The sequence below is a fragment of the uncultured Megasphaera sp. genome, from assembly GCF_958350005.1.
In the GTDB taxonomy this organism is placed as follows: Bacteria; Bacillota; Negativicutes; order Veillonellales; family Megasphaeraceae; genus Megasphaera.
Window position 1 is genome coordinate 1 of sequence record NZ_CATWFF010000237.1, and the last position, 2661, is coordinate 2661.

The window sequence follows — 2661 nt, forward strand, 5'->3', positions numbered from 1 at the left end:
ATACAGTATAATGTAAGTGTCAATATTCACAATGTATTGATGCCTTGCGTTCATCCATTCTGAAGGGAGGATTTTTACATGAACGTATCAAATGAAAAGTCTCTTATCGTTATTGGCGGTCTGATTATCGGCGCCATTGCCGGCCTGCTGGTCGTAGCGGGCAACCCGGCAAACATGGGCTATTGTATAGCCTGCTTTATCCGCGATACTGTCGGTGGTCTGGGACTCCATCGGGCCGGGGCTGTACAGTATATCCGGCCGGAAATTATTGGCCTGCTGTTAGGTGCATTCATCTTATCCATATTCCGGCATGAACATTCGCCCCGCGGCGGTTCTTCTCCGCTGACCCGGTTTGTTATCGGATTTTTTGTCATGATTGGCTGCTTAATGTTCCTGGGCTGCCCGTTCCGCATGATTCTGCGTATTGCCGGCGGCGACTGGAATGCCGTGTTCGGCCTTGTCGGCTTTGCTGCCGGCATTGGTGCAGGCGTATTTTTCCTCAACCGCGGCTATTCGCTGAAACGGACGTATCGGCTGACGAAGATAGACAGCGCTGTCATGCCGGTCATTCAGGTTGTCCTTCTGGTACTGCTCATTGCAGCTCCGGCTTTCATTTTCTTCACCAAAGCTGGCGGCGGTCCTGGCGCCATGCATGCGCCTATCTTCATTTCCCTGGCTGCCGGCCTGATTGTCGGCGCTATTGCTCAGTACACTCGCCTGTGCATGGTTGGCGGTATCCGGGATTTGATCCTGTTCCGTGAATGGAAACTGCTCCTGGGTTTCGTTTCTATTCTGGCTGCCACGTTTGTAGTCAACGTGGCTGTCGGCAACTTCCATCCGGGATTTGCTGGTCAGCCTATTGCCCATACAGACGGACTGTGGAATGCTCTGGGCATGTTCCTGGCCGGCTATGGCTGCGTACTTCTCGGCGGCTGCCCGCTCCGTCAGATTATTATGACCGGCGAAGGTAATACGGACTCGGCTATTACCGTACTGGGCCTGGGCTGCGGCGCTGCCTTTGCTCATAATTTTGCCCTTGCATCTTCCGGCGCAGGCCCGACGATGAATGGGAAAATTGCCGTTATTGTCGGCTTGGTTGTGATTACTGTAATTGCCGTTGTCAATACGTTTTACAAGAAAACGGCGTAGAAAGGATGAATACCATGATTGATGCCAGAGGATATTCCTGCCCTGAACCGGTGATTATGGTCAAGAAGGCCATGGAAACGAAGGATGCAGCCTACGACGTTCTCGTCGATAACCGGGCAGCAGTAGAAAATATTACCCGCTTTGTTACGCACAGCGGCTATGCCGTAGATGTACAGTCTGAAGGAGACGATTTCAGACTCCATATTACGAAGAAATAGGTGTATACTATGTATTATATTGCTACGTTTTACTCTCATTTTGGCGCAATCCGTTTCAAAAAGGAACGGCCTGGCCAGATTGAAAATCCCGTTTTAATGCCAGTGCCGCGCAAGCTCAGTTCGTCGTGCGGCACATGTGTCCGCTTTGTAAGCGGCCCGGATTATGCCTTTACGGGTGATGAACATGGAGAGATCGAGCAGGTCGTCCGGGAAACGGAACAGGGATATGAGCGCATTTACGCGGCAGATGATGCATAAGAGGAGGAAGTACGATGGCTGACGATATAAAATTGACATCTATGGCGTCTTGTTCCGGGTGAGGCGCTAAATTAGGCGCCGGGGAACTGGCGCAGCTGTTGGAAGGTATTCCGACACGATATGATCCGCGTCTTATTGTAGGATATGACAAGAGTGACGATGCATCGGTATATGTCGTCAACGATGAGCTGGCACTGGTCCAGACTGTCGACTTCTTTCCGCCTATTGTAGACGATCCGTTTCTGTTTGGACAAATTGCTGCGGCTAATGCTCTCAGTGATGTCTATGCCATGGGAGCAACACCAAAACTGGCTATGAACATTATGTGCGTCAACATGGCCATGGGAAAAGACGCTGTCCGGGCCATTCTGGAAGGCGGCTACAACAAAGCCTATGAAGCAGATGTTCTGATTACAGGCGGACACACGATTGAAGATAAGGAACCGAAATACGGCTTATCTGTTACGGGCTTTGTTCATCCTCAGAAACTGCTGCGCAACTCGTCAGCAACGGAAGGGGATGTGCTGATTTTGACCAAGCCCCTGGGTGTCGGTATTTTAATGACTGCCGCCCAGGGAGGACTGGTAGAAGAACCGCTCCTGCACACGTTGTATGCGCAGATGGCCCAGCTTAACAAGGCGGCCTGCCAGGTTATGCTGAACTATGAAATTCACGGCTGCACCGATGTTACTGGCTTTGGCCTGTTAGGACATGCCTGTGAAATGGCGCGGGGAAGCAATACGACCATTCATTTGCTGTCCCGGCAGATTCCGTATCACCACGAAGCGTATGACATGGCAGCCATGGGCTTTATTCCGGCTGGAGCCTACCGAAACCGGGCCTTTGCAGAGAAGGATGTACGGGCTGACGGCATTGCGCCGCAGCTGCTGGATATTCTGTATGATCCGCAGACGTCAGGCGGACTGATGATCGCTGTGGCCGAAAACGATGCTGCTGCGCTGCAGCAGTCTCTGAAACAGGTTGTAGACTGTGCGGAAATCATTGGTTATGTGACGAAACGGGAAGATACGGCCTT

Annotated in this window: 4 protein-coding genes; all 4 read left to right on the top strand. The window is 51.7% G+C overall.

Translation table 11 applies throughout. The features are described 5' to 3' along the window. Positions 1–78 precede the first annotated feature (78 nt). A complete protein-coding gene (gene yedE / locus Q3886_RS09925; RefSeq protein ID WP_301861313.1) occupies positions 79–1149 on the top strand; it encodes a YedE family putative selenium transporter in 1071 nt (356 codons plus the stop codon). A 14-nt stretch (positions 1150–1163) separates the two neighbouring features. Next, positions 1164–1367, top strand: a complete 204-nt coding sequence (locus tag Q3886_RS09930; RefSeq protein ID WP_301861314.1) for a sulfurtransferase TusA family protein — start codon at positions 1164–1166, stop codon at positions 1365–1367. A 9-nt stretch (positions 1368–1376) separates the two neighbouring features. Beyond that, the gene (locus tag Q3886_RS09935) at positions 1377–1625 is read left to right on the top strand and encodes a DUF3343 domain-containing protein (protein ID WP_301861315.1); all 249 of its coding nucleotides are present in this window, start codon (positions 1377–1379) and stop codon (positions 1623–1625) included. Between the two features lie 14 nt (positions 1626–1639). Further along, positions 1640–2661, top strand: a 1022-nt coding sequence (gene selD, locus Q3886_RS09940; RefSeq protein WP_301861317.1) for a selenide, water dikinase SelD, incomplete at its 3' end; no start/stop codon positions are given.